28 protein-coding genes are annotated in these 25,853 nt (G+C 70.7%); 13 read left to right on the top strand and 15 right to left on the bottom strand.

Annotation, left to right across the window (positions count from 1 at the left end):
- Window positions 1–12: 12 nt before the first annotated feature.
- The 4 genes from QSK45_RS28950 to QSK45_RS28965 all read right to left on the bottom strand — a co-directional run bounded on the left by QSK45_RS28950 (window position 13) and on the right by QSK45_RS28965 (window position 3,643).
- Window positions 13–1,836 (bottom strand): alpha/beta hydrolase, encoded by a 1,824-nt coding sequence (locus tag QSK45_RS28950; protein WP_285561829.1) that lies wholly within the window; start codon window positions 1,834–1,836, stop codon window positions 13–15.
- 7 nt (window positions 1,837–1,843) lie between these two features.
- Window positions 1,844–2,305, bottom strand: a complete 462-nt coding sequence (locus QSK45_RS28955) for a hypothetical protein (RefSeq protein WP_285561830.1) — start codon at window positions 2,303–2,305, stop codon at window positions 1,844–1,846.
- Between the two features lie 316 nt (window positions 2,306–2,621).
- A complete protein-coding gene (locus QSK45_RS28960; protein ID WP_285561831.1) occupies window positions 2,622–2,801 on the bottom strand; it encodes a DUF397 domain-containing protein in 180 nt (59 codons plus the stop codon).
- On the bottom strand, window positions 2,798–3,643 hold the full coding sequence (locus QSK45_RS28965) for a helix-turn-helix domain-containing protein (RefSeq protein WP_285561832.1): 846 nt from the start codon (window positions 3,641–3,643) through the stop codon (window positions 2,798–2,800). The genes QSK45_RS28960 and QSK45_RS28965 overlap by 4 nt, the downstream gene beginning before the upstream one ends.
- Window positions 3,644–3,772: 129 nt before the next feature.
- On the opposite strand from QSK45_RS28965, the gene QSK45_RS28970 reads away from it, so the two are divergent.
- Window positions 3,773–4,216 (top strand): ATP-binding protein, encoded by a 444-nt coding sequence (locus tag QSK45_RS28970; RefSeq protein WP_490993631.1) that lies wholly within the window; start codon window positions 3,773–3,775, stop codon window positions 4,214–4,216.
- A 60-nt stretch (window positions 4,217–4,276) separates the two neighbouring features.
- Here the strand turns inward: QSK45_RS28970 and QSK45_RS28975 are convergent, their stop codons facing one another.
- Window positions 4,277–4,948 (bottom strand): serine/arginine repetitive matrix protein 2, encoded by a 672-nt coding sequence (locus QSK45_RS28975; RefSeq protein ID WP_285561834.1) that lies wholly within the window; start codon window positions 4,946–4,948, stop codon window positions 4,277–4,279.
- Window positions 4,949–5,507: 559 nt separating this feature from the next.
- Here QSK45_RS28975 and QSK45_RS28980 point away from each other — a divergent pair.
- Complete coding sequence (locus QSK45_RS28980) at window positions 5,508–6,443, top strand: hypothetical protein (RefSeq protein WP_285561835.1); 936 nt, start codon at window positions 5,508–5,510, stop codon at window positions 6,441–6,443.
- A 104-nt stretch (window positions 6,444–6,547) separates the two neighbouring features.
- Here the strand turns inward: QSK45_RS28980 and QSK45_RS28985 are convergent, their stop codons facing one another.
- The 8 genes from QSK45_RS28985 to QSK45_RS29020 form a co-directional block, all read right to left on the bottom strand.
- Window positions 6,548–7,465 carry a hypothetical protein gene (locus tag QSK45_RS28985; protein WP_285561836.1) on the bottom strand — a complete coding sequence of 306 codons (918 nt, stop codon included), beginning with the start codon at window positions 7,463–7,465 and terminating at the stop codon, window positions 6,548–6,550.
- Between the two features lie 128 nt (window positions 7,466–7,593).
- Complete coding sequence (gene tuf, locus QSK45_RS28990) at window positions 7,594–8,787, bottom strand: elongation factor Tu (RefSeq protein ID WP_285561837.1); 1,194 nt, start codon at window positions 8,785–8,787, stop codon at window positions 7,594–7,596.
- Window positions 8,788–8,943: 156 nt separating this feature from the next.
- Window positions 8,944–11,070 carry an elongation factor G gene (fusA, locus tag QSK45_RS28995; RefSeq protein ID WP_285561838.1) on the bottom strand — a complete coding sequence of 709 codons (2,127 nt, stop codon included), beginning with the start codon at window positions 11,068–11,070 and terminating at the stop codon, window positions 8,944–8,946.
- Between the two features lie 39 nt (window positions 11,071–11,109).
- On the bottom strand, window positions 11,110–11,580 hold the full coding sequence (rpsG, locus tag QSK45_RS29000; protein ID WP_003992340.1) for a 30S ribosomal protein S7: 471 nt from the start codon (window positions 11,578–11,580) through the stop codon (window positions 11,110–11,112).
- A 2-nt stretch (window positions 11,581–11,582) separates the two neighbouring features.
- Window positions 11,583–11,954: a 30S ribosomal protein S12 gene (rpsL, locus tag QSK45_RS29005; protein WP_003948652.1), complete on the bottom strand. Its 372-nt coding sequence runs from the start codon at window positions 11,952–11,954 to the stop codon at window positions 11,583–11,585.
- Between the two features lie 1,713 nt (window positions 11,955–13,667).
- Window positions 13,668–13,865 (bottom strand): MerR family transcriptional regulator, encoded by a 198-nt coding sequence (locus QSK45_RS29010; RefSeq protein WP_285561839.1) that lies wholly within the window; start codon window positions 13,863–13,865, stop codon window positions 13,668–13,670.
- The gene (locus tag QSK45_RS29015) at window positions 13,862–14,557 is read right to left on the bottom strand and encodes a hypothetical protein (protein ID WP_490993630.1); all 696 of its coding nucleotides are present in this window, start codon (window positions 14,555–14,557) and stop codon (window positions 13,862–13,864) included. Before QSK45_RS29015 ends, QSK45_RS29010 begins: the two co-directional genes overlap by 4 nt.
- Window positions 14,550–14,885, bottom strand: coding sequence for a WhiB family transcriptional regulator (locus QSK45_RS29020; RefSeq protein ID WP_285561840.1), 336 nt, complete (start codon window positions 14,883–14,885; stop codon window positions 14,550–14,552). The genes QSK45_RS29015 and QSK45_RS29020 overlap by 8 nt, the downstream gene beginning before the upstream one ends.
- Window positions 14,886–15,140: 255 nt before the next feature.
- On the opposite strand from QSK45_RS29020, the gene QSK45_RS29025 reads away from it, so the two are divergent.
- From QSK45_RS29025 to QSK45_RS29045, 5 genes are all read left to right on the top strand, one after another.
- Window positions 15,141–15,617, top strand: a complete 477-nt coding sequence (locus QSK45_RS29025) for a helix-turn-helix domain-containing protein (RefSeq protein ID WP_285561841.1) — start codon at window positions 15,141–15,143, stop codon at window positions 15,615–15,617.
- 407 nt (window positions 15,618–16,024) lie between these two features.
- Window positions 16,025–16,438, top strand: coding sequence for a phage tail termination protein (locus QSK45_RS29030; protein ID WP_285561842.1), 414 nt, complete (start codon window positions 16,025–16,027; stop codon window positions 16,436–16,438).
- Between the two features lie 123 nt (window positions 16,439–16,561).
- Window positions 16,562–17,161, top strand: a complete 600-nt coding sequence (locus tag QSK45_RS29035) for a phage tail tube protein (protein WP_285561843.1) — start codon at window positions 16,562–16,564, stop codon at window positions 17,159–17,161.
- 100 nt (window positions 17,162–17,261) lie between these two features.
- Window positions 17,262–17,552, top strand: a complete 291-nt coding sequence (locus QSK45_RS29040) for a hypothetical protein (RefSeq protein WP_285561844.1) — start codon at window positions 17,262–17,264, stop codon at window positions 17,550–17,552.
- A 65-nt stretch (window positions 17,553–17,617) separates the two neighbouring features.
- Window positions 17,618–17,992 carry a hypothetical protein gene (locus QSK45_RS29045; protein ID WP_285561907.1) on the top strand — a complete coding sequence of 125 codons (375 nt, stop codon included), beginning with the start codon at window positions 17,618–17,620 and terminating at the stop codon, window positions 17,990–17,992.
- A gap of 28 nt (window positions 17,993–18,020) precedes the next feature.
- Here QSK45_RS29045 and QSK45_RS29050 read toward each other — a convergent pair whose 3' ends face one another.
- Window positions 18,021–18,848: a hypothetical protein gene (locus QSK45_RS29050; protein ID WP_285561845.1), complete on the bottom strand. Its 828-nt coding sequence runs from the start codon at window positions 18,846–18,848 to the stop codon at window positions 18,021–18,023.
- Between the two features lie 396 nt (window positions 18,849–19,244).
- Between QSK45_RS29050 and QSK45_RS29055 the strand changes: the two genes are divergently transcribed.
- Window positions 19,245–19,448: a hypothetical protein gene (locus QSK45_RS29055; protein WP_285561846.1), complete on the top strand. Its 204-nt coding sequence runs from the start codon at window positions 19,245–19,247 to the stop codon at window positions 19,446–19,448.
- 329 nt (window positions 19,449–19,777) lie between these two features.
- On the opposite strand, the gene QSK45_RS29060 is transcribed toward QSK45_RS29055, so the two are convergent.
- On the bottom strand, window positions 19,778–20,155 hold the full coding sequence (locus tag QSK45_RS29060) for a DUF3592 domain-containing protein (RefSeq protein ID WP_285561847.1): 378 nt from the start codon (window positions 20,153–20,155) through the stop codon (window positions 19,778–19,780).
- A 160-nt stretch (window positions 20,156–20,315) separates the two neighbouring features.
- On the opposite strand from QSK45_RS29060, the gene QSK45_RS29065 reads away from it, so the two are divergent.
- From QSK45_RS29065 to QSK45_RS29085, 5 genes are read left to right on the top strand one after another with little or no spacing between them, the layout of a single operon-like run.
- The gene (locus tag QSK45_RS29065; protein WP_285561848.1) at window positions 20,316–21,125 is read left to right on the top strand and encodes a hypothetical protein; all 810 of its coding nucleotides are present in this window, start codon (window positions 20,316–20,318) and stop codon (window positions 21,123–21,125) included.
- 30 nt (window positions 21,126–21,155) lie between these two features.
- Window positions 21,156–22,352 carry a phage tail protein gene (locus tag QSK45_RS29070; RefSeq protein WP_285561849.1) on the top strand — a complete coding sequence of 399 codons (1,197 nt, stop codon included), beginning with the start codon at window positions 21,156–21,158 and terminating at the stop codon, window positions 22,350–22,352.
- The gene (locus tag QSK45_RS29075) at window positions 22,349–23,617 is read left to right on the top strand and encodes a phage tail family protein (protein ID WP_285561850.1); all 1,269 of its coding nucleotides are present in this window, start codon (window positions 22,349–22,351) and stop codon (window positions 23,615–23,617) included. The genes QSK45_RS29070 and QSK45_RS29075 overlap by 4 nt, the downstream gene beginning before the upstream one ends.
- Window positions 23,618–23,643: 26 nt before the next feature.
- Window positions 23,644–24,564: a phage distal tail protein gene (locus tag QSK45_RS29080; RefSeq protein ID WP_285561851.1), complete on the top strand. Its 921-nt coding sequence runs from the start codon at window positions 23,644–23,646 to the stop codon at window positions 24,562–24,564.
- A 49-nt stretch (window positions 24,565–24,613) separates the two neighbouring features.
- Entirely contained in the window at window positions 24,614–25,843 is a 1,230-nt protein-coding gene (locus QSK45_RS29085) for a hypothetical protein (RefSeq protein ID WP_285561852.1), read from the top strand.
- Window positions 25,844–25,853 lie beyond the last annotated feature (10 nt).

Raw genomic sequence — 25,853 nt, forward strand, 5'->3', positions numbered from 1 at the left:
ACGTCGTCGCAGCTACTTGACATGCGCCCACGGGTCGGGCGGCGGCTTCAGTGCCACATCATCGCCCTTCCCGACGACGACCAGGGCCTGGTTCTCCAGGCTCTGCGTGGGCCCGTGAGGCGTCTCGTCCCAGTAGCCGCTGTGGCCTTCGGTGTCCGTGGTCATCTGGTTGGCGCCGAATTCCGGATCGCTGGGGATGATGAAGCGGTCCCCGCCGTGGCCCCATCGACCGATGTCCGGGACCACGTCTCCGTCGGCCTCCTCGTTCCACACGTGTCCCTTGGGGACGTCCAGCTCGTCGGCACCGGAGACCTTGACCCCGGGGCTGCCGGCGAAGACGAGATCATCGGCGCTGACATGGCCCGTCTGGGCCGCGGCGCCGACGAGTGTCGTTCCGTACGAGTGCGCGATGACCGTACGGTGCGGGTGCGTATCGCCGGTGTGGGTGGCGTCGAGCCCGTCCAGGAAGTTGTTGAACGCCGGGGCCCCGTCGTACGCGTAGTGCTCGAACGGCGCGTCCTTCCAGACGCTGTCCGGCGCGTCGTAGCCGAGCCAGGTGATCGTGGAGACGGATTTCCCGTCGGCCTCGTCGTTGGCCGCGTGCCAGACCTTGACCATCCGGTCGATGTTCCCGCCGATGTTTCCCAGCTCCGACGTCGTGCCCGGCACATAGACCGCCTGGTGGTCCGCGGTGTCCGGGTTGCCGTTGGCGATGATCGCCCGGCCGTCCCCGTCCGTGCTGAATCCCAGGAGGTACGCCTCGGGCAGCCCGTTCTGACCCGTCGCGTCGAAGCGCGTCTGGATCGCGTCCATGCCGTCGAGGGACTTGCGCGCGTTCTTCCGTGCCTCGTCCCAGTCCTTCCACGCCTGGCTCTCGACGTTGAGGCCCTTCGGCATGGCCCCGGTGTACGGGTCGATGTAGGGCTGGAACCGCTCGGGCTCCGGATGCTTCTTCAGCCAGTCGCCGTAATCCAGCTGGGCCTTCGCGTGGGCCTCGTCGAGCACCACTCGGTTGGCCTGGTCCCGCACCGTGGCGGGGAGCCCGTCGAGCGCGCCGACCGCGTCGGGGTGCACGGAGAGGTAGTCCGACCGCTGCTCGTCGGTGAGGCCCTTCCACCAGGCGGCGTTGTCCTTCGGGCTGCCGTGCCGGGGAGGCTGCGGCAAGGAGTCGAGGTAGCCCTTGCCCGCGTCGCGCACGCCGTCCGTGTCCGACTTGACGTCGGTCCAGTCCTTGTCGGAGACCACCAGGTCGTCGTCGGCCTTCAGGGCGCGCAGCTTCGGGGCCCACTTGGCATCCGCGTCCGTGGCTTCCTTCAGGGCGTCGCCGATGCGGTCGGCGAAGCCGATGGCCTTGCCGAAGTTCGGATTGGGGTGGATGTTGGCGGCCTGCCGCTCCAGAGCGGCCGCCGTCGGGTCCGTCGGGCTGGTGCTCACCCGCACCGTGCCGCCCTCCGGCACCTTGCCGTCGACTTCCTTACCCCCGGCCGGGAAGGTCACCGATCCGTCCGCGCCGACCGTGCAGCCGGCCGCCTTGGCGTCCTCCATCGCCGCCTCCAGCTTCCGCTTGGCCGCGGCCATGTCGAAGGCGAAGCCGTTCAGCGCGGTGCCGGCCAGCGCGCACTCGGTCTCGGCGTAGTGGAAGTCCTTGGACAACTCCTTCAGCTCGCGCAGGGCAGCCTTCGCGGTCTCCCCGGAGAGCTGGTTGCGGATCCCCGCCGAGATCCGGTTGTCGATCGCTTCCCTGGCCTTGCCGGCCATCTCGCTCGTGGCGCGGTAGCCGTCCGCGGCTTCCTGGTACTCGGACGGCTTGATGGCCTTCAACGCGGCAAGATCCATGACCTGCTCACTTGCCCTTCGCCTGGCCGCCGACAGCCTCGGTGTCCTGGTACTCCGTCTTGATCTTGTTCAGCCCGTCCCGGACGTCTCCGTCGGTCATCGACAGATCGCGCCCCGCGCGCTCCAGCAGACCGCCCAGCTTCCCGCAGCGGCCGCTCACGTCACCGACGTACTTCTTCCAGGACTCGAAGAGCTCCTTCTGCGCCGCGGCCGACTCGCACCCGGCGCCGTCCCCCAGCCCCGACTGCCCCTGGTCCAGCTTCCCCAGCGCCGTGCTCACATCGGTCCGCAGGCCCGTGACGTCGCCGCCGGCGGTCGACCAGACCTTCCGGTCCGACTTCAGGGGGTCCGGGCCGCCACCGGAGGAACCGCCGCTACCGGCGTCCGGTACGTGGTTCAACCGCATTCGAGCGGAACCGGAACGCGTGGCCGCATCGGCCTTCAGCTGTTCCCATTCGTCCCAGGACATGCCCGTCGTCCTCCCCCGTGCCCCGTCGCCCGCTCCCCGGCCGACTCACACCGGCGTTCCTGCGCGCGGGGTATGAATTCCTTACGAGTCTCTTAAGTTAACAGGACGTCACCGCCGCCCGCTCCGTTGCAGGGACTACGGCGGTTGAGTACCTGTACTCATGCGCGTCCGGGCCGAGTCGGGCCGAAGGCGGGCCAGGTGGTGGGGTGACACCGCGGTGGCGGACGGCAGCCTCACGCCGCCGAATGACCGAGGCCGCGGCGGGACGACGGGGAACGAAGCGATAGGAGCGTGCCCCAGGACCGGCTCGCCCTCGTCAGAGCCCGCGCACGAACTCCGACCATGCCTCCGGCGCGAGGGCGATTCGGGGACCGTCGGCGTTCTTGGAGTCGCGGACGTGGATGGTGGCGGGGGTGGAGGCGATCTCGACGCAGTCGTCGGGCTCGCTGCTGCTGCTGTAGCTGCTCTTGAACCAGTGGAGTTCCGTGGTGCTCATAGTCTCCCCAGCGCTTGCTCGATGAAGGCCTGCGACTCCCTCGGCGTGAGGGCCTGCGCCCGGATCATGCCATAGCGCAACTCAAGGATGCGGAGATCTTTGGGGCTCACGACCGGACGGCGGTTGAACGCGCCACTGGAACGTCCGATCGCTGTGCCGTCGGCGAACTTCAGCACCTCGATCAGGCCTCCGGCTCCGGCGTGTTCCTCCCGGTCGGTCGGCATCACCTGAAACGTGACGTTGCGCAACTGCGCCACCTCCAAGAGGTGTTCGAGCTGTCGACGCAGCACCATCTTCCCACCGTAGGGGCGTTCGAGTGTGACTTGCTCCTGGACGAAACTCAGTGTCGGAGCCGACTCACGCTCGAAGACCACCTTCCGTGCCATGCGCGCGGCCAACGCCCGCTCCACGAGGTCTTCGGTGAGCGCGGGCTGCCTCATCTCGAACAGCGATCGCGCGTACTCCGGCGTCTGCAACAGACCGTGGAGGTTGTGACTGCCGTAGAGCAGCATCTCCACGGCCCGCCCCTCCAAGTCCGCCAGGTCGCGCACCTTCTTCGGATACCGCGCCCTCCTCATGTCCTCCATGAACGCCCGCAGATGTCCCTGCGCCCTCAGGATCTGGTCCGCCCTGTCCAGCAGTTCCGGCCGGGGAATCCGCGCCCCACGCTCGATCTTGCGGATCAGGTCCTCGCTGTACCCGAGGGCCTCGGCCAGTTCGGCCACGGTCAGCTCGGCGGCCTCCCGGCACACCTTGAGCAGACGCGCCACCGCCTGCACCACCGGCTCGATCTCGTCCCCCGGCTCGACATCCCAGCCCGGCTCGTCCACGCCCTCGTTCATCGCGCCTCCTCGGATGCGTACTCGTACTCGTGACAACGCCCGAGACAGCCGAGACAGCCGAGACAAAGGGGGGACGGTCACCGTACGTACAGCCGCTTTCCCCTACTTAGGGAAGCATGGGCGACCACGCTGAGTGACGTGAATCGAGAAACCGTCGAGCCGCCGGCCGAACTGGCCCACCCCACCCTCGCCTTCATGGTCCTGCTGTCCCCCACCCGCCGCGGCGCCCGGCTCGCCCGGCTGCTCGCCACGGAGCAGTTGCGCACCTGGGGGATCCTGTCCGACGCGGCCACGCACGTGATCGCCGAGCTGGCGGCGAACGCCGCGACCCACGGCCGGGTGCCCGGCAGAAACTTCCGGCTCACGCTGCACGTCGTCGGCGACACGCTGCGCATCGAGGTGACCGACACCCGCCGCGAACGGCTGCCCGAGGCCCGACGCCCGTGCGCCGACGAGGAGTCGGGGCGAGGGTTGGTCATCGTGGAGGCGCTGGCCGACCGGTGGGGCGTGTCGTCGGACACCGTGCCGCGCAAGACCGTGTGGGCCGAGATCACTGTCCCGGCGGGCACCTAGAAGGGCGGCCTGCGACTCGGGCACCCACCGGTAGCGGGGACGTCGCGTCCGCGCGCGTCCTCAGGCCGACGGGCCCATGGGCGGTGGGCCCCACATCGGGGGCATCGGGGGCGCGGGCGCCGCCGCCGCGATGAGCCGGCGGCGACAGCGGCCGCGGCGGACCGCCGTGACGACGCAGATGACCGGGACCGCGACGGCCGCCGTCAGGAAGCAGCCGATCGCGGCGAAGATGCCGCCGACCATGCCGCCCACCTCGGGCCTGTCTCCGAGGGCGAACTCGGCCGGCAGTTCCGAGGTGCAGGTGACCGGGTAGTCGCCGGTGGTCTTCGGGGTGAACTCGAAGACGCGGTCCCAGGAGCGGGCTCCGTTGGCGACGCGGAAGGTGCCGGCCGGCCGGGTCATCGAATCGGCCAGCGCCGTCGGGACCCGGCAGTCGACGTGCCCCCTGCCGTACGGGGAGACGTAGATCGCCCGGGTCCTGCCCCTCGTGAAGCTGAAGGTGCGCTGGTCACCGCTGGCGAAACTGTGCGCCGTGTCGACCGCGTGCATCGTGTTCCGGACCGTCAGCACGATGAAGGTGACCCCGGCACCGACCAGGACGACGCCGAGCAGCGCCGCCACCACGTACCAGAAGCGCCGGGGGCGCAGGTCCCTCGCCGGAATGACGGGCGGTACGGGCGGCGGACCGCCGTAGCCGCCGTACGGTGCGCCCCAGGCGTTGGGTATGGACATGACGCCGCATCGTAGAGGAACCATCGTGGCGTGTCCGGCGAGTCGAGGGGAGGGGGCCGCATGGCGGGCCGGGAGGACACCGCGGCCGCGGCGAGCGCGGGCTGCGCGGGTCGGCCTCACGCGGGCCCTTCGCCTCGGTCCTCGTCGTACCGCACGACGGGCCCCGGCGCACTTCCCGCCCGCGCGCGTGCCGCACGAGAGGCGTCCGGCGCCGCGGGCCGCAGGGGCGCGGGGCGCCGTCCCGGCTGCTGCCCTGGCGCCCCTTCCACGAGGCCTCCGGCACGCACGACGACCAGGGCCGGGTCGTCCTCCTCGACGGCCGGCCGGCTCACCGGCCCGTCTCAACCGCCGCCCCTGCTAAGCGAGTTGAACCCCCTGCGGGCCTTGCCCGCGGTGCCCGCGCCGCCACCCGGACCCTAGTAGCGGTTTCAACAAAACCGGTGGGCATTGTCAGTGGCCTGTGACAGCATCCACGTCGGTCGCGGCCGGTGACGTCTGCGACCCGCATCACGCTGTCCACATCGACAACGCCCGCACACCCATCTTCGGGGGGTACCGAATGTCACGTTCGACGGCCATTTCGCGCCGCGGCTCCAGCCTCGCCCGCCTCACCACCGTCCTCGCCCTGACGCTGGCCTGCGCCGGCGCCACCACCGGTCTGCTGAGCGCCCCCGCGGCGCAGGCCCAGACCGTCTCCGCCGGATCGCTCTCGTTCAGCGGCGACGCGGGTGACTACATCAGCGGTGGCCAGTCGTACGCGTACGACCCCGCGTCAGGGGACAGCCTCGACGTCTACGGCTCCACCGACCACAACCACGTATCGGTCAACGTGAACGGCGCGAACGGCGACTGGTGGTATCTGGACCTCGCCGCCCCCGCCGGGCAGGAGCTCGCGCCCGGCGACTACACCGGCGCCACCCGCTACCCGTTCAACTCCGCGTCCGAGCCCGGCCTCTCGCTGGACGGCAACGGCCGCGGCTGCAACACCCTGACCGGTGAGTTCAGCGTCTCCGACGTGACCTTCGGGCCCGACGGGTACGTGCAGAAGCTGGACGCCACCTACGAGCAGCACTGCGAGGGCGGCACCGCCGCGCTCCGCGGTGAGGTGCACATCGACAACCCGGCGCCGCCGGCCGCGCTCGACCTCGGCGTCTCCGTGGACCTCAAGGGCACGGCGAGCACGCTCAACGGCAAGGCCACCATCGGCGGCACCGTCAGCTGCACCGCGCCGGTCAAGGTGAACCTCTCCGGCCAGGTCACCCAGGTCGCCAAGAAGGTCCTGATCAAGGGCTCGTACGCCACGACGGTCGCCTGCGCGCCGGACGCCCCGGCCGCCTGGACGGCCACGGCCGACCCGACGGGTACGACGCCGTTCCAGAAGGGCGACGTGGAGGTCGACGCGCAGGCCACCGCCACCGACCCGAACTACGGGGGAATCGTGACGGCGACCCAGACCGCCGTGGTGTCCCTGGCCAAGGACTCGTCGGTGGGCTGAGGCAGGACGCGCCGCCGGGGCGGCGGGTGACGCCGCGGGGGGATCGGTCGAGCCGACCGCCCCCCGCGGTGGCACCCGCCGCCCCACCGCGTTCCCGGGGGCCGTCAGGAACCCACGGGCAGGACCAGGTTGTTCGCGCTGAGCAGGTTCCCGCCCGCCGGGAGGCCGAGCGAGGTGCGCAGGGTGCCGACGGCCGGGTCGCGGAGGGAGACGACCATGCGGTAGGGGGGCTGGCCGGTGATGGTGTTGTGGGAATCGACGGGCGGCTGCAGGGACTTCGCCACGGACCGGCCGTCGTGGCCGGGGCACACGGCCTCCAGGGGAAGGGTGACCTCGCCGCCGCCGCCGTCGCTCACATCGACGAGGGCGCCCGCCTGTTCGGTGGAGGGCCAGGTGACGGGGAGGCCGTGGGCGCCGGCCACCAGGCCCTCCGGGCCCTCGATCTCCACCGCCACGCCCTCGCCACCCAGCGCGCGCGAGACGTGGAACGGCTTCTTCGAGCCGGGGGTCGCGAAGAGCAGGCCGATGGTCAGGCGGCCCCCGTCGTCGGGGTTCCATTCGTAGCCGTAATGGCTCAGGACCAGCTTCGGGCCGGGCTCATCGGTGCCGGAGGACGGCCTCGGTGGGGTGGTCGCGCTCTTCGGGAGCGGGAAGCGGTGGTAGCCCTTGGCGCCGCACCGGTCGCCGTCGGAGGTGCCTCCGCCGGGCAGGGGCACCGCCTTGGCCGGGCCCGAGGTGGGCGTGGAGGACAGGGGGATCAGGCCCATCTGGAAGGCGCCGAAGACGACCACGGCCCCGACCGCCAGCCAGGGAGCCGCGCTCGCCAGCCACGCGGTCGCCGACCTCATACGACCCGGCCGGCGCGGGCGTCGTATCCGGGCGCCTGGCAGACGGGACCGCGCCCGTGCGGACGGTTCCTTCGGGGCGCCGGCACCGCCGGCCGCCGCGTCCCGCAGGAACGCCTCCCACTGCGCGTCGGACGGGGACTCGTCGGGGCCTTCGGCGGGCGGGACGGTGCTCACGGGCTCACTTTCGTCGAACGGCCGTACGGGAGCGGTGACACGCACCGAGGGTACGACGAAGAGGCCCGTACGACCGAAGTCGTACGGGCCTCTCCAAGGTCGGTCAGCGACCTTCAAGCAAGCGGAACTTACTTGACGATCTTGGTGACCTGGCCGGCGCCCACGGTGCGACCACCCTCACGGATGGCGAACTTCAGGCCCTCCTCCATGGCGACCGGCTGGATCAGCTGGACGGACATCTCGGTGTTGTCGCCCGGCATGACCATCTCGGTGCCCTCGGGGAGGGTCACAACGCCCGTCACGTCCGTCGTACGGAAGTAGAACTGCGGACGGTAGTTGTTGAAGAACGGCGTGTGGCGGCCACCCTCGTCCTTGGACAGGATGTAGGCCTGCGCCTCGAACTCGGTGTGCGGGGTGACCGAACCCGGCTTGATGATGACCTGGCCGCGCTCGACGTCCTCGCGCTTGATGCCGCGGAGCAGCAGACCGACGTTCTCACCGGCCTGGCCCTCGTCGAGCAGCTTGCGGAACATCTCGATGCCGGTGACCGTGGTGGAGGTCTTCTCCGGCTTGATGCCGATGATGTCCACGGTCTCGTTGACCTTGAGGACACCACGCTCGATACGGCCGGTGACGACCGTACCGCGACCGGTGATGGTGAAGACGTCCTCGATCGGCATCAGGAACGGCTTGTCGACGTCACGCTCGGGCTCCGGGATGGAGGTGTCGACGGCGTTCATGAGGTCCAGGACCGACTGGGTCCACTCCGGGTCGCCCTCGAGCGCCTTCAGAGCGGAGACACGGACGACCGGAAGGTCGTCGCCCGGGAACTCGTACTCGGAGAGGAGCTCGCGGACCTCGAGCTCGACGAGCTCCATGATCTCCTCGTCGTCCACCATGTCGGCCTTGTTCAGGGCGACCACGATGTACGGAACGCCGACCTGGCGGGCCAGGAGCACGTGCTCCTTGGTCTGCGGCATCGGGCCGTCGGTGGCGGCGACCACCAGGATCGCGCCGTCCATCTGCGCGGCACCGGTGATCATGTTCTTGATGTAGTCCGCGTGACCCGGGCAGTCGACGTGGGCGTAGTGACGCGCCTCGGTCTGGTACTCGACGTGCGCGATGGAGATGGTGATACCGCGCTGACGCTCCTCGGGCGCCTTGTCGATGTTGTCGAACGGGGTGGCCTCGTTCAGCTCCGGGTACGCGTCGTGCAGCACCTTGGTAATGGCGGCCGTGAGGGTCGTCTTACCGTGGTCGATGTGACCGATGGTGCCGATGTTGACGTGCGGCTTAGTCCGCTCGAACTTCGCCTTCGCCACTGGGGTCCTCCTGTGGAGTGGTTCTGTACGCCTTACTTCATCGGCGCCAGGTGATCTTTGCTGTTAATGCCCGGGGCCCGGGGCAAACATCCGGGTTTGCGGTTGTTTGCCCCTGGAGGCTCCGGAGTCAAGCCTAAAGCGTGGGAACGCGGTGCGTTACTCGCCCTTGGCCTTCGCGATGATCTCCTCGGCGACGTTCCGCGGAACCTCGGCGTAGGAGTCGAACTGCATCGAGTAGCTTGCGCGACCCGACGTCTTGCTGCGGAGGTCGCCGACGTAGCCGAACATCTCCGACAGGGGCACGAGGCCCTTCACGACGCGGGCACCAGCCCGCTCCTCCATGGCCTGGATCTGGCCACGGCGGGAGTTGATGTCGCCGATGACCTCACCCATGTAGTCCTCGGGCGTGGTGACCTCAACGGCCATCATCGGCTCGAGGAGCACGGGCGAAGCCTTGCGCGCGGCCTCCTTGAAGGCCTGCGAACCGGCGATCTTGAAGGCGAGCTCGGAGGAGTCGACCTCGTGGTAGGCACCGTCGTGGAGGATGACACGGACACCGGTCATCTCGTAGCCGGCCAGGATGCCGAACTGCATGGCCTCCTGCGCACCGGCGTCGACCGAAGGGATGTACTCCTTCGGGATACGACCACCGGTCACCTTGTTCACGAACTCGTACGAGGTGTCGCCACCCTCGAGCGGCTCGATGCCGATCTGCACCTTCGCGAACTGACCGGTACCACCGGTCTGCTTCTTGTGGGTGTAGTCGACGCGCTCGACGGCCTTGCGGATCGTCTCGCGGTACGCCACCTGCGGCTTGCCGACGTTGGCCTCGACCTTGAACTCACGGCGCATACGGTCGACCAGCACCTCAAGGTGCAGCTCGCCCATACCACCGATGATGGTCTGGCCGGTCTCCTCGTCCGAGTGGACCTGGAACGACGGGTCCTCCTCGGCGAGGCGCTGGATCGCGACGCCGAGCTTCTCCTGGTCGCCCTTCGACTTGGGCTCGATGGCGACCTGGATGACCGGCGCCGGGAAGTCCATGGACTCCAGGATGACCGGGTTCTTGTCGTCGGACAGCGTCTCACCGGTGGTGGTCTGCTTCAGGCCCATGACGGCGACGATGTCACCGGCGCCCACCGACTCGATCTCCTCACGCTTGTTGGCGTGCATGCGGTAGATCTTGCCGATGCGCTCCTTCTTGCCCTTGACGGAGTTCAGCACCGAAGAGCCGGACTCCAGGCGGCCCGAGTAGACCCGGACGAAGGTGAGCTTGCCGAGGTGCGGGTCGCTCATGATCTTGAACGCCAGCGCGGACAGCGGCTCGTCGTCGGACGGCTTGCGCTTGACGACGACCTCGGGGTCCTTGACGTCGTGGCCCTCGATGGCCTCGATGTCGACCGGGGAGGGCAGGTAGCGCACGACCGCGTCGAGCAGGGGCTGCACGCCCTTGTTCTTGAACGCGGTGCCACAGAACACCGGGGTGACCGTGGTGCCGTCGCTCTTGCCGGACGCGATGGTGATACGACGGATCGCGGCGTACAGCTGCTCCACGGAAGGCTCCTCGCCCTCCAGGTACAGCTCCATGATCTCTTCGTCGTTCTCGGCCACGGCCTCCAGCAGCTTGCCGCGGTACTCCTCGGCAGCCTCGGTGTGCGTGTCCGGGATGTCGACGACGTCGTACATCTCGCCCTTGGTGGCCTCGGCGGACCACACGAAGGCCTTCATCGTCACCAGGTCGACGACGCCCTTGAAGTCCGCCTCGGCACCGATCGGCAGCTGCATGACCAGCGGCTGCGCGCCCAGGCGGTCGACGATCATGTCGACACAGCGGTGGAACTCGGCACCGGTGCGGTCGAGCTTGTTGACGAAGCAGATACGCGGAACGCCGTAGCGGTCCGCCTGACGCCACACCGTCTCGGACTGGGGCTCAACGCCGGCGACGCCGTCGAACACCGTCACGGCACCGTCGAGCACACGCAGGGAGCGCTCCACCTCGACGGTGAAGTCGACGTGGCCCGGGGTGTCGATGATGTTGATGGTGTGGTCGACGTCGTCCAGCGGCCAGTGGCAGGTGGTGGCAGCAGAGGTGATCGTGATGCCACGCTCCTGCTCCTGCTCCATCCAGTCCATGGTGGCAGCGCCGTCGTGGACCTCACCGATCTTGTAGGACACACCGGTGTAGAACAGGATCCGCTCGGTGGTGGTCGTCTTGCCCGCGTCGATGTGGGCCATGATCCCGATGTTGCGGACCCTGGCCAGGTCAAGTGAAGTGGTAGCCATAAGGCTTCAGTCTTCTCTCGGTCTCGATGTGGGTAGCGACTACCAGCGGTAGTGCGCGAAGGCCTTGTTGGACTCGGCCATCTTGTGGGTGTCCTCGCGCTTCTTCACAGCGGCGCCGAGGCCGTTGGACGCGTCGAGAAGCTCGTTGAGCAGGCGCTCGGTCATGGTCTTCTCGCGACGGGCGCGGGAGTAACCGACCAGCCAGCGCAGCGCGAGCGTGTTGGCACGACCGGGCTTGACCTCGATCGGAACCTGGTACGTCGCACCACCGACACGGCGGGACTTGACCTCGAGGGTCGGCTTGATGTTCTCAAGCGCGCGCTTCAGCGTGATGATCGGGTCGTTGCCCGTCTTCTCACGCAGACCCTCCATGGCGCCGTAGACGATGCGCTCGGCGGTGGAGCGCTTGCCGTTCAGCAGCACCTTGTTGATGAGGGAGGTCACCAGAGGAGAGCCGTACACCGGGTCGATGATGACCGGGCGCTTCGGGGCGGGGCCCTTACGAGGCATTCTTACTTCTCCTTCTTGGCGCCGTAGCGGCTGCGGGCCTGCTTGCGGTTCTTGACACCCTGGGTGTCGAGGGAGCCGCGGATGATCTTGTAGCGAACACCCGGCAGGTCCTTCACACGGCCGCCGCGCACGAGCACGATGGAGTGCTCCTGCAGGTTGTGGCCCTCACCCGGAATGTAAGCGGTGACCTCGATCCCGCTGGTCAGACGCACACGCGCGACCTTACGCAGGGCCGAGTTCGGCTTCTTCGGGGTGGTCGTGAACACACGCGTGCAGACGCCGCGACGCTGAGGGGAACCCTCGAGTGCGGGCGTCTTGTTCTTTTCGACCTTGTCCTGCCGGCCCTTGCGGACCAGCTGCTGGATCGTAGGCACTACTTCTCCGGTTTCTGTGTGCCGAATAGGTACAGCTAACCTGGAACGTCACCGACCCACGCGGTCGGGTGTGTCGAATCCGCCAGACTCCCGCCGCAAGGCGGAAAGGGCGCGAATTACGGTGGCCGGTTGCGGCTCGCCATACGGTTTCAAGGCACGCACAGCAGCCAGGGCACACCCCAGGCACAAGGTCTGAGCGTACCTAGGCGACAGACTCCGGTCAAAACAGAAAGAGGCGGGGGCGCAGGTGGGGGTCCTCTATCACAGGACGGGGGGTGGCGCACGCCGGGAGCGGGAGGGGTGTGCGCGGCGGGGCGGGGCTCGGGACGGAGTGCGCGTGACGGGTGGGGGCTCCGGGACGAGGCGCGCATGACAGACGGGCTCGGGACGGGGTGTGCGCGGCGGGGCGGGGCTCGGGGACGGGTGCGGGTGCGGGCGCGGGTGCGGGCGCGGTGCGGGGCGTCGCGGTGGTCACAGGCGGGTCGGCGGGCGGGCCGAGGAGCGCGGCGGCGGCTCGGCGGGCGCAGCCGGGGACCGGCGTGACGGCCGGCGGACGCGGACCCGCACGACGACTAAGCACCCCATAGCCCACAGAAAACGGCGGCCGAGCCGAACAGGCGACCCGACGCCTGAGACCCAGACAGACGGCCCGGCAGGCGCAGCCACCGAACGGCGTGACGGCCGGCGGACGCGGACCCGCACGACAAGCAGGCGCCCCACAGCCCACAGAAACAGCCCGACGCCGGCAGACCCGAGGGGGTCCGCACGGCGTCGCGGTCGGGGAGAGGGCGGCCGTCCCGGCGTCGCGGCACGCCTCAGGGACCTGGCAGGCGAGGGGTGAGCCCCCGCTGTCAGGCCGACCCGCCTGGCGGCCCGGCGTCCGGCATCCGGCGCCGCAGGCCGGGCGGACGCCGCGAGGCGCGGTTCGTCAGGCGTTCGGCACCCGGCGGAGCCCCTGGGACCGACCGCGCCCCCTACGTCGCGGAGACGAGGGAGACGAGGGGACCCACCCTCCGGGTACGGACGAACCCGCGTGCGGCCACCGTGGCCGTCGCCCGGCGGGCGGCCGGTGGGACGCCGCCGCCGACAGGCGCCCCGGAGGCCGGGAAGCCGACGGGGCCGCGGACCGCCGCGGCGGGGGTCACCCGGCCATCGGCGGATACGGCGGTCCGCCGCGATCCACGGCGGCCGGCCGCACGGCGGCGGCGTCGACGAACGCGGAACGCCATGACGACCGGCCACCTCGGCGGCGACGGAGCCACCACCCCGCACGACGTACGACGGCCGGCCACACGACGGCAGAGGCGGCGGGCGCGGGAACCCCGACCACCCGCCACCCCGGCGGTCAGGGACACCACGAGCCACCACGTCGCACGGCAACCGACCGAACGGCGGGGGCGACGGCCACGGCCACGGCCACGGCCACGGCGACCAGCGCGGAAGCCGTCACCCGCTCCTCGCGGCGCGGACCGGCCACCCCGGCGATCGACGGGCGCGCGTCGCCACGTCGGCCGGCCGGCCGGAGCAGGCCACCCGCGCCGCGCGTCGGCCCGCCGTGCGGCAGCGGAGCAGGCCACCCGCGGGATACCGCCCGACGACGGGCACGCCCGCGCTCGGTCGGCCGACGGGGCCGCAGCCTGACGTGCCGTCGGGCGCCGCCGCGCCGAGCAGTTCCGCAGGCCGGGGATCGGCGGACGCGACGACCGGCCGGGTTCAGGGGGCCGGGCGTTCGCCGGTGCGGCGGGTCGCGCGTTCGGCCTGGAACACGTCGGCCAGGCGGAAGAGGTGGGCGCGGCCCGACTTGCCCGCGGGCCGGAGGTGGCCGAGTTGGACCCACTTGCGGATCGTCGCGGGGGCCACGCCGACCTCCCGGGCGGCCAGCGGGGCCGGGATGAGGGGGCAGTCGTTCATCGGGTGCGGCCCTCCTGGCTGCTCGCGCGTTCCCACTCCCCTTCTTCCCACGCGTGCCGGTACGACGGGTCGTCGTGGCAGCCGCAGAGCGGGTCGGCGCAGCGGCACGCGGGGTTGATGCAGAGGATCGCGCCGCGGTCGGGAAAGGCGCGCAGGGAGACGGAGTCGCACCAGGGGCAGCGGCCCGGCATCCGCACCACCGTCTCCGTGTCGCCCAGCGCGCGGGCGCACCGGCGGGCCATGCGGCGCGTCTCGTCCCGTACGTGCGCGGACAGTACGGCGTCCCCCGCCACGTCGTCGAGCAACGCGGCGATGCGCCGCAGCCGTTCGGGCACCGGGGCCCGGCGGGCGCGCGGCAGGCCGAGCCGGTCGCGGACCGCCTCCTCCAGCTCGACCACCCCGTCGGTGAGATCACGGATGGTGTCGGAGATGTGCAGCCGCAGCGGCGCCGCGCTGTAGCCGGGGGCGACGAGTCCGTGCCGCTGTTCGAGGAGCAGGGCCTCCGTTCGCTCCTCGTGGCGGCGGGCGGCGAGGTCCGGGGGCGGCGGGGCCGCGGGGCGGGGGGAGGGAGTGGCGCGGCCGGGGGCCAGTTCGGTGGACAGTTCCGGGAACTGCTGGAGCAGCAGGCCGATCCACAGGGCGGCCTGGGTCACCGGGCGGTCGTCGTCGGGCATCGTGCACGCGTCAGACAACTCGGCCTCCGTTCTGGGCGGGTACCGCGGCGAGGTCCGCCGGTAGCGGTACCGGGCGGCCCGAGCGCCACAGGCGGCCGGCGCAGACGCCGTCGAACCAGTTGTCCGCCGGGGCGACGACCCGCTCGCAGTGACCGCGGACCGTGCAACCGGCGCACGCCCGCAGCGCGGGAGCGGCCTCCTTGACCTTCTTGGAGAAGACGACCTTGGGCGGCAGCCCGGCGCAGGCCGCGGCGGACCGCCAGCCCGGGGGTTCGAGCGGCGGGGCGTCACCACGGGCCCCGGGGGCGTCCGGAAGACGCGGTGGGCACGAGCCGGAGACGGACATGGAGCCTCCTGAGGGGGCGGAACAGGCGAGCGCGAGCGGCCCGGGGCCCAGGACGGGGCGGGCCGAAGCGCGGTCCAGACTTACAGATTGCGCGCGCGCTCGCAACAAACATTTACCCAGGCCCCCGCAGCCCCCCGACACCCCCTCCAGGCCGCCCCCTTTTACACCCTCTTCACCGTGCTTGCACGAAAGCACGTAATACCGCGCGCGCAAGCAAGCTAAACTCGGAACCCCAGAGGGAGAGCGAGCACACAGATGACCAGCCAGGACCTGGACGCGTTCGCCGCGTGGGTCGAAGACCTGATGCGCGAACGCGGATACGACATCGACAGCCCGCGGGGGGGCGGGAAGTCGCGGATCGCGGACGAGGCCGGGGTGCACCGCGCCGCCGTCACCCGGCTCCTCCAGCGGCAGAGCATGCCGGACCTCGAAACCACCCGCCGGCTCGCCCGGGTCCTCGGCGTCCCGGTGCGCGAGATGCTGATCCGCTCCGGCCGGCTGACCGCGGAGGAACTGGCCGACCCGCACGACCGTCCGGCCTCCCCCGCGCCCGGCACCGAGTTCGACCGCCGGCCCACGCTGGAGGAGGTCGCCGAGTTGCTGGGGATCCCGGCCGACCGGCGCGAGATGTTCGTACGGGTCGTGGAACAGTTCCTGCCGCAGGAGTACGAGGCCGACGCGCGGGGGCGCGAGGGGGCGCGGAGACCGGCGGAGGCGGCGGTGGGCGACTGACGTTCACGCGGACCGGCCCGACGGAGACCGCCGGCCGCCCCGGCCGCTCCCGTGGAAGGCCCCGGCCTCGCTCCCGAGGGGGCCGCTCACGCCCCGGCGGGGAACCGTCCCCGCCCGGAGAGGCGCCAACGCCCCCAGGGAAGCGCTCGCGCCTGCCCGAAGAGGCGCCCGCCCCACCCGAGGACGCACCCGCCCCGCGCGGGTGCATCGGCATGTCGGCCCCCGCGCACCCCGCCCTCTCCCCGCGGCTTTCCCTTTTTAGTTGCGTGCGCGCGCGATCGTCTGTCACAGTTGGCGCAGCGGCGGAGCTGTGCCCGCAGGCCCCGATGACAGGCCCAGGCGCCGAGGCCCCTGCCCGCCACCCACCCCGCGCCCCGCGCGCCCCCGCAGCCCCGAGGTGACCCGGCATGACCACACCCACTCCACCGAGCACGTTCCCGGACGTCGAGGCCCTGGTCGTCGACATCCTCAAGCAGGACCCGGCGCTCGCCACCGCGCTCGTCACCGTGCAGCCCCCCTCGACCTTCGACGGCACCACCGCCGCCGTGCTCGTCAACCGGCGCGGCGGCGCCTGGGTCGGCGAACTCCACGTCGACCAGCCGCTCATCGAGCTGGAGGTGTACGGCCCCACCAAGCAGGACGCGCACGTCCTCGCCAACGAGGCCCGCCGCGCGCTGCTGGCCACGGCCGGCCACCAGTACGGCACCAACCTCGTCACCGACGTGGAGGAGCAGGACGGCCCGCGCTGGCTGCCCGACTACCTCTACCGCGCGGCCAACCGCTACGTGAGCGTGCACAAGGTCCACCTCGACGTGTACTGATCCGTACCCGGCCGTCCCCCGACGGCCGCCGCGCCCCCTGACCGAAGGCCCCGCCATCCCGGCGGGGCCTTCGCCGTATCCGGAACCGCCGGATGCGGCATCCCTCATGAAGGAGACACCACCATGGCAGGTACCAACACCTCCGAGATCCGCGTCGCCGGCGTCGGCCGTCTGTACGTCGCCGGCCCCGACACCAAGGTCCCGACGACCTTCTCCACCGACGGCTCGGCCGACTGGACCGGCTGGAAGAACCTCGGCTTCACCACGGGTGACGGCGTCACCTTCAGCAAGAAGGACAAGCTGGAGCCGATCGACGTGTGGCAGGCCGTCAGCCCGGTGCACTTCGTGTACTCGGACCGCGACCTGACGCTGAAGTTCTCGCTGCTGCAGTTCAACGAGGACACGCTGCCGTTCTTCATGGGCGGCGGCCAGGTCGACGCGGTGACCGGTTCCACCGGCGTCTACAAGTACGACATCGCCGAGCGCCCGTTCGCCGATGTGCGCGCCCTCGGCCTGGAGTTCACCGACGTCCGGGCGAGCGACGGCTCCACCGTGACCTACCGCTTCGGCATCCCGCGCGGCCAGGTCACGGCGGCGGACGACATCAAGCTGGCCCGCAAGGCCGCCTCCCAGCTCGGCATCACCTTCACCGCGATGTCCGCGGCGGACGGCTCCGCGCTGGCCAGCTTCGTGATGAAGGACTCGGCGTACGCCACGGCCTGATCCGGCCGGACCCGGCGGGGCGGGCCACGGCCCGCCCCGCCGCTCCCCTCTCCCCTGTCCTCTTTTCCCTGTCCCACGGATCCAAGGAGTACGCGTCACCATGGCCCGTTTCGACGTCAACGCCGCCCGCGCCCAGCGCCTCGAAGCCCTCGGCCGTACCTGGTCGTTCGACCTGGACGGCGAGAACTACACCCTGCCCACCGAGCTGAGCCGCGCCACCGCGAAGGCGCTGCGCAAGCTCGACGACAACGACGTCGACGGGCTGCTGCGGCTGCTGATGGGCGAGAAGCAGTTCGCCCGCTTCGAGCAGCACGAGGTCACCATGCAGGACATCGCCGCCATCCTGGAGGCCTACGGCAAGGAGACCGGGCTCGGCCTGGGGGAAGACTGAGCCTCGTCGGGTTCGTCGACGAACACGCCGAGGCCCTCGAAGCGGATCTGCTCCGCTACTACGGCATCGACCTGCTCGACTGGCACCGCGACCGCCTCTCCGCCCGGCGGCTCGCGGTGCTGGTCAAGCACCTCCCCAGGGACAGTGCCCTCAACCGGGAACTCCACGGCGAGGCCGCGGACTGGTCGGTGACGGACCATCTGCTGGCGGCGGCCGTGGACCATCTCGCCGCCGCCAACTGGATGTTCGCCTGCGTCAACTCCGACGAGGGCGATCAGCCGGACGCGCCGACGCCAGTGCCGCGACCCGAGTACCGGGACACGGACGAGGACGGTACGGAGGACGAGGAGGAGACGGGGGCCGGGCCGAGGTCACCGTCCTCGGCCACCGCGGGCGGCCGGCCGCCCTCTCCCTCCCAACTGGCGCAGTTCTTCGGTTGAGAGGTCCGCGAGGCCGCTGGAACCCGCCTCATTTCCTCACCGGCGGCCCCTGCTGGTCGTCACGTCGGCGCGGCTGGGGGACCCTTCCCTCCAGCTCGTCGGCGAGGGCGCGGGCGCGGTCGGAGAGGCGGGGACGGTCCTCGTCGCGGCCGGGCGGCGGGTCCTTCGGGTCCCCACGGCGGGACTTTTCACGGGTGGCGTCGGCCTGGCGGGCCAGTGGGGGAACGCTGGGGCGGCCGTTGCGGCGGAGCACCGGGCGGCGCTCGGAGCCGGCCGGCCTGCGCTCCCGCAGCTCGCGGGCGGACAGCAGGATGTCGGCGGAACCGGTGTCGGTCACCGGTTCGACCGCGTCGTTCCCACCGGCGGCCGGCTCCGGGTCGTCCGGGGCGTTCCCCCCGGCGGCCGGCTCCGGGTCGTCCGCGGCGTTCCCGCCCGGCGTGCCGGGCGCCGGCGTACCGCCCGCGACCGTCCGCTCCCGTTCGCCGCGCTGTTCGACGCGCGTCAACTCGTCCGGTGGGGTGAGAAGTCGGACGTACGGCAGCGCGATGACCTCTCCGCCGCCCGCCTCGTCCTCGGTCCGGCGGGCGCGGCGCGGACGGCGGCCGGTGCGGGCGTCCTCCTGGCCCTGGAGGTAGGCGGCGGTGATCCGCTGTTCGTACGCCTGCCGTACGGCGGGGAGTTCCTCGTCGACGACATCGGCCCAGCCGGCGCTGTACGCGGCCAGTTCGCGCCGGTCGAGTTCGGCGCGGGGGATGACCACGAGGTCCTCGGGCGCGTGGCCGAGGCTGAGCACCAGCTCGGAGACCCGGGCGATGAGGTGGGGCAGATCAGGGGCCTGTTCCAGCCAATCGATCATGTGCCGTTGCCGCGTACCGCTCGCGTCCCCGTCCACCCCGTAGGCCCTGCTCTCGTCCCTGCCCCATCGCGCCCCCCGCGCGAGAACGGCTGCCCCTCCGCCGTCCGCCGCCGCCTGATTGCCTCTCAGGTCCCTTGCGGGTCCGGAACGTTCACTGTCGCTTCACCGATGGGAGGAACGGCCGGATCCTACTCCACGGCTTTGCCGCACATTCCGCCCGGCCCCCCGCGTCACCGCAGGTCGGGTCCACGCGACGGGCGCAAGGTCCCGGCCAAACACCGAACGACGCAAGGGGATTACTCGTACACTAGTTCGAACAGCACGCTTCGAACGCCACGGAGAAGCGCCCCACGCACCACAGCAGGACCCAGCGGACAGACCGGAAAGCAGGACGACATGGCGACTGGCACCAGCAACCTCCCGGAGCAGCCGAGCGACACCTACGCCCGCCTCGCCACCCTGCTGCACTCCCCCGCCCCGAACCCGGAGGCGCTGCTGGACCGGCTCTACGAGGAGTTGCTCGCGCGGGAGTCCCGGGCGTACGCGGCCGGCTGGTCGGACGCGCTGGCCCAGACCCGGGGGCTGCCGGGGCGGCCGTAGCCCCCTGCGGCATCGGGCGCCACGCCCGCACGACCACGGAACCGGCGGCCCGCCGGCCCGCTACCGGCCGTCACCGCGGTCGGCGTCCTCCAGGACACCCCGGTCCGGTTCCCGGTCTCCCGGCTCGGCTCCAGGCCGGGCCTCGGCATCCATGCCGACGGCCCCCTCACGGCTCTCCCGGCCGGCGCCGTCGCCCGCCCCACCGTCCTCACCCCCTACCGTTCGGCCCTCAGCCGGCCGAAGGGACCGCGTGGCCCCTCGCGGCTCCGAGCCACCCCGCCCCCCGGCCGGGGCGGCTCATCCCGCGGCGAAGCGGTGTCACCCGGCCGTCACCAGGGGCGGACCAGGCACACCATCACGAATCCCGCGACGAAGAGGGCCAGTCCGCCGCAGCCGAGCAGATAAACGGCGAGACGCTCGGCGCGATAGTCGTAGTCCTCCCGGCTCCCGGTCTTCGCCCGGCTGGGCTTCCTGCGGTCGTAGACGACGGGGACGACCGTGCCGGGGCCGCCGATCAGCTCGCGATGCCGCTCGTAGAATTCCCGCCCCTCGCCCCCCTCGGGCAGGCGGACCCGCAAGTAGACGCGGTGCAGTCCGTCCATGCGGTCATGACGTACGACCACGGCCTCGCCCTCGGTACCGGAACGCTCCAGGATCCGCAGGCGCCGGTAGGTCGCAAAGCTGGTCAATTGGATCAGCACGCCCATGGAACCCAAAATCATGAACAAGAGCCCCAAAAGGTCCACCACGCCGCCCGGCTTCCCCATTCGTGAATCCCCCCTGAAAAACCGAAGAGCACCAGAATGGGCAACCTAGTGGCCGCCGAGCGGCGACGTCAATACCCGGCATCCATGAAGCGAGGCAAAAATGGCCTGTGATTCGGATCCCCAGGTCCTGCAGAAAATTGCGGACCTCAAGAAGGACATCGGTACGGTAAACACGACGCTGAACACACACGTAAAGAACACCGGCGCTCTCACCAAGACCGACAAGCAAGACATCATCAATGCGATCAAGGGCGGCCCCGACGAGCAGAAGAAACCCTGGGAGGCTTTCGCCGAGGCGATCGGACTGAAGGATCTTTTCGATGCCTTCAAGCAGCTGAACCCGCTGACCCTGGCCATCGCAGGAGTCGCCGCCGGCATCGCCTTCCTCAAGGACAAGTTGTTCAACATCGGGAAAATCCTCAACTGGGTGTGGGAGAAGTTCACCGGCAAGATCTGGACCCTCGGCGACCATGGGCTGCCCCAGCAGCAGACACGCGCGGAGGCGGAAGCCAACAACAGCCTCTCCGTCAACCTGGACGGCGCCACGCCACGGCAGCTGAATGACCTCAAAACGGCCCTCAACGGACTTCCCCCGAAAATCCATTCCTTCAACACGAAGATCCGGGAGATGAAATCCCCGAGCGCCATCAACAAGATCACCACGGCGGTCGGGAAACTGAAGGAAAAACTTGAACCGAACCCTGCGGAAGACATCAGGGAAGTGGCCACGGCCATCGGGGAACTCCACACGAAACTGGCGCCCTTCGATCACGACAAGCTTCCCAAGCCCCGAACTCTCCGTGACATATCCGACGCCGCCAAGGAACTCAACCGGAACGCGGAGAACGTACGGAAGATGTTCCGGGACCTGGCGACCTCCGCCACCAACGCCGCAAGCGCCATTGCCTGACCGTTTCACCCTTTTCGAAGGAGGTGCGTCATGAGCCTCGTCAGCTCGTTGAAGAAGGCGTCCGGGTCTCTGGAGGACTTCAAGTCCAAGGCGTCCGGCGCGGCTGCGTCGGCCAAGGGAATCGGCAGCGCCGGCCAGAAAGGCGCCGGTCAGCTCAAGGACCTCAAGTCGGCTTCGCAGAGTGCCGAGAAGGAGCTGAAGGGCCTCAAGTCCGCGTCGGACACGGCCGAGAAGTCCCTCGGCAAGGCGGGCAGGACCGGGTCCGGCGCCGGCAAGAACCTCGGGAAGTACGAGTCCGGGGCGAGCAAGGCGGCCAAGGGCCAGGACAAGATGAACAAGTCGATGAAGGGCAACTTCTTCGGCCTGCTCATGCAGCTGCTCCAGCCGCTCATCGACAAGGTCATCGACATGGTGACCAACTCGAAGACGATGCAGAAGGTCATGAAACAGGCCTTCACCGTCATCAAGACCGTGATCAGCAGCGTCATGAAGGCCATCGGGCCGATCATGAAGAGTGCCGGCAAGCTGATCAAGTCCGTCTGGACCGGCGTCAAGTCGACGGTCTCGTCCATCTTCAAGGCCATCGCCGGCGTCATCCGGTCCGCGGTCAACACCTGGAAGTCGGTCATCAGCGGCGCGCTGAAGGCGATCAAGTCGGTCGTCTCCGGAGCCTGGAACGGCATCAAAGCCGTCATCTCGCCGGTCGTCGGCTGGATCAAGTCCGCGATCCCGAGCGCCTTCAAGGCCGTCAAGGACCGGCTGTCCAGCATCTGGGGCGGCCTCAAGGGCATCGCGAGCGGCGCCTTCAACGGCATCAAGAGCGCGGTCACCGGCCCCATCAACGGTGTCATCGGCATCATCAACCGCGCCATCAGCGCCCTCAACGGCATCCACGTGTCCATCCCGGGCTGGGTCCCGATGGTCGGCGGCAAGACCTTCGGCGTCAGCCTCCCGCACATCCCGGCCCTCGCCACCGGCGGTGTCGTCATGCCGGTCTCCGGCGGCGTGCCCGCGATCCTCGCCGAGGCCGGTGAGGCGGAGGCCGTGCTGCCGCTGAGCAAGCTCGACCTGCTGCTGCGCCGGGCCGCCGCGCGGGGCCGGGCGCCCGGCGGTGCCTCCGGGCCCGACGGCGGGGCGCTGCACATCGAGCACTACTACGCCGCCGAGAACAGCAGCCCGCAGCGGACCGCGGACGCGCTGATGTTCCTGGCGAAGGCGCGCGGATGAGCAGCGCGGTCGTACGGAACCCGTTCAAGGGGGCCCTGCCCGTCCTGCGTTCCTTCCATGGCAGGGCCGACCAGGCCAGGGCCGGCGCGCGCGCCCTCACCGACCGCGTCAAGGCGGCGGCCACGGACCTCGACCGGGTCGGGACGCCGGCCCGGCAGAGCGCCACCGCCGTCCAGCGGATCAAGTCGAGCGCGGACACCGCCGCCCGCTCCGTCACCAAGGCCGGCCGCACCGCCACCACCGCCGGGTCCCGCGTCAAGTCCGCGGGAGGCAGGGCGAAGAGCGCGGGGAAGTCGCTGGGCAAGCTCGGCGCGGGGCTCGGCGGGGTCTTCGCCGTCGTCGGAGCGCTGCTCGACGCCTCCGGTGTGCTCGGTGGGCTGCTGGACAAGTTCGGCACGGCCATGACCATCGGCTCCGGCATCATGCTCGCCGTCAACCTGATCACCCGCGCCAACCCCGTCGGCTTCCTCACCGGCATCCTCCTCCCCGTCGCCGGCTGGCTCCTGGACCTCGCGATGAACTCCGAGACCGGGCAGAAGCTGATCGAGCAACTGGCCACGCTGGTACTGGGATACGTGGAGTCGGTGCTGACCGTCCTCACACCGGTGCTCAAGGTCGTCGCGACGGTGGTGGGCACGTACGTGAAGGGGTACTTCACCGTCGTCCGCGGCGTGCTCACCGTCCTCGGGGCGCTGATCGGGACCGCCTTCGCCGTGCTGAAGGCCCTCACCACCGGCGACACCCGCGCCCTCGGCGGCAAGGTGTCGGCGGCCTGGCACGGGCTCCGGGACGCGGTGCGGCCGGTACTGGGCTGGCTCACCAAGGACGTCCCCCGGATGTTCCAGCGGGTCAAGGACGCCGTCTCCGGGACCCTGCGCGGCATGGGGCAGTTCGTCACCACCGGGGCGCAGACCGTCGCCGGGGTCGTCAAGGGGCCGATCCAGGGGCTCGTCGCCTTCGCCAACTGGGTCATCGACGGGCTCAACCACCTCAGCTTCAGCTTCCTCGGCAAGAAGTTCGGCGTGCACCTGGACAAGATCCCGATGCTCGCGCAGGGCGGCGTCGTCCTCCCCGGCACCCGGGCCCGCGCGGGAAGGGTGCTGCCGCTGACCGCCCTCGACCGGCAGCGCGCGCTCGCCGCCCGGCACCGGACCACCACCCAAGCCCGCTACCGCGTCAAGGAGTTCCACGAGAGCCACGGCGCCGGCGCCTACGGCACCGCGCAGGACCTGCTCTTCCTGGCCTCCGCCCACGCCCGCTCGTGACGACCGTCAAATGAGGTGAAGGCCCGATGGCCGACCTGACCACAACCGCATACACCGACGACGTCCCACCCGGCTCACTCATCACCCTCGACGGGCAGATGCAGTGGGCCGGACTGCTGATGGGCCCCGGCACGCCGTACGAGATCGACAGCGGCGGGCTCACCGGCTGGGAGGACCTGCCCGACTACGACACCACCGACGCCGACCACCCCACCGCGCACGGCGCCTGGCCGGGCGCCCGCTACGCCAAGCCCCGCAAGGTCGGCGCCACCGTGTGGACCCTGCCGCCCCAGGACGACACCGCCTCCTCGCTCGCCGCCATGCGCGCCCTGCGCCAGGCGCTGCTGCTCGGCGACGACGAACGCTGGCTCGCGGTGCGACTGCACGGCGAGACGCTGGCCGTACGGGCGCGGGTCAGCCAGCGGGTGCTGGCCGCCGACCGGACGTACACCACCCAGGGCGTCTCCAAGGCGACCGTGCAGTGGTACGCCACGGACCCGCGCCGCTACACCATGGACGAGCAGACCGCCGTCACCGGTCCCCCGCAGCCGGAGAGCGGGCTGACCTGGCCGCTGACCTGGCCGCTGTACTGGGGTCAGGCGACCTCCACCGGGGACGTGGACGCCGACAACAACGGCTCGGCCCCCACCCACCCGGTGCTCACCTTCACCGGTCCGTGCGTCAACCCGACCGTCACCGACCGGACCTCGGGCCTGCGGCTGCGCTACGAGATCGCCCTGGCCGCCGGTGACGAGCTGGTCGTGGACACCGCGGAGGGCACCGTCACGCTCAACGCCACCGCCTCCCGCCGGCACACCGCGGCCGCCGACAGCAGCCCCGAGGAGCTGTTCGCCTTCGAACCGGGCCGCGCCCGCCTCGCGTACCGCCCCGACAGCCACGACGCGGGCGCCCGTCTCACCGTCCGCTGGCGCTCGGCGGAGTGGTGAGACCCGCGACCGCCAGTACCCCCGCCACGAGAACACGGGAGACCGCCAGATGAACCTCCGCAGCTCCTGGGTCGCCGAGACCGGCCAGACCCGCGAGGACACCCGACTGACCCAGATCGGGGCGACCACCCCGGCCAACCCCCTCGAAGTCCGCTCCGGCATCCTGCCCGGGTCGTACGACGGTCTGAACCGGTTGTCCGGCTTCTGGCTGGACGGCACGGCCGGCACCATGCAGGCCGTCGTGCACGAGGGCCGGGCCGTCGTCGCGGCCGGCGCCACCCAGGGCGCCTACCCGGTCACGCTGCCCGAACCGTCGCCCCTGACCTTCGCCGACGGCGGGGACAACCCCCGCATCGACCTGGTCGTGCTGAAGATCTACGACGCGCTGTACGACACCGGCACCGCCGGCGGGACCCAGCCGTCCACGGCCACCCTGGAGATCATCAAGGGCACCCCAGACGCCAACCCGCAGCCGCCCGCCGCCCCGGCCATCGGGCTGCCGCTCTACCAGGTCCTGGTCCGCGCCGGGATCAGCGCGGGCAAGGGCGGCATCAACTGGAGCACCGACGTCACCGACCTGCGCACCCCCACCGTCGCGGTCGGCGGCATCCTGCCCGCCGTCGGCGACACCGGCAACGGCGCCTACCCTGGCCAGTACCGCGACTCCGGCGGCGCGCTCCAGCGCTGGGACGGCTCGGCGTGGGTGTCGTACCCGAGCGCGCTGGGCGGCATCGCCCCGGCCGGCACCGTCGGCACGGCGAGCTACACCGGGCAGTACCGGGACTCCTCGGCCGGGCTGCTCCAGCGCTGGAACGGCTCGGCGTGGGTGTCGTACCAGCCGGTGCCGAAGTGGGTGGACTACACGCCGGTCTGGGGTACCGAGACCGGCACCAAGCCGGCGGTCGGCAACGGCACGCTGGCCGGGTCGTACGTGAAGACGGGCAATGTCGTCACGGTCCGCATCTATCTCAAGATCGGCTCCACGACCAACCTCTCCGCCCAGGCCACCAACGCCAACTGGACGTTCTCGCTGCCCGTCGCGCCGACCTCCACCACCTGGAAGCTGGACGGCCGGGTGCTGACCGCGGTCGCGTTCGACCAGTCGACGCAGCTCTTCTACCAGGGCACCGCCCTGCTGGCGACGACCAACGGCGGCATCGTCCGCTCGCTGCGCGACGGCTTCGCGCTCAGCGCCGGCATCTGGGACAAGGGCCTGCCGATGACCTGGGCCGCGAACGACGTGCTGACCGTCTACGGCACCTACGAGTCCGCCTCCTGACGAAGGGCCT

It is taken from the genome of Streptomyces hygroscopicus subsp. hygroscopicus (genome assembly GCF_030269125.1).
Lineage (GTDB): Bacteria > Actinomycetota > Actinomycetes > Streptomycetales > Streptomycetaceae > Streptomyces > Streptomyces hygroscopicus_C.